Source organism: Sphingomonas plantiphila, assembly GCF_046000505.1.
Taxonomy (GTDB): domain Bacteria; phylum Pseudomonadota; class Alphaproteobacteria; order Sphingomonadales; family Sphingomonadaceae; genus Sphingomonas; species Sphingomonas plantiphila.
In genome coordinates, this window is record NZ_JBELQC010000009.1 from 282 (window position 1) to 519 (window position 238).

At 71.8% G+C, this 238-nt stretch carries 1 protein-coding gene; it reads right to left on the minus strand.

From position 1 onward, the window contains the following. Nucleotides 1-238 (minus strand): hypothetical protein (locus ABS767_RS17580; protein WP_408080785.1); only part of this gene is annotated, 238 nt, incomplete at both ends.

Here is a 238-nt window from a genome sequence, read left to right on the forward strand (position 1 = left end):
TTGACCGCCGCATCGGCCCGCTGCGGCAGGCTCTCGGCGAAGCTGACCACCTGGCTGACCCGGTAGGCGATCTCGTCCATCGTCGTCCACGGCCGGCCGGTCACGATGATGTCGGGTCCGTCCGGTCCCAGCGAGGAACCACCGACCATCGGCGAGTTCGCCCGGATCGCTCCGGCGGTCGCCACACCGCTCGCACTCGACACCCGCGCCGCCACCAGCGTGCCCAGAGTGGCCCCGA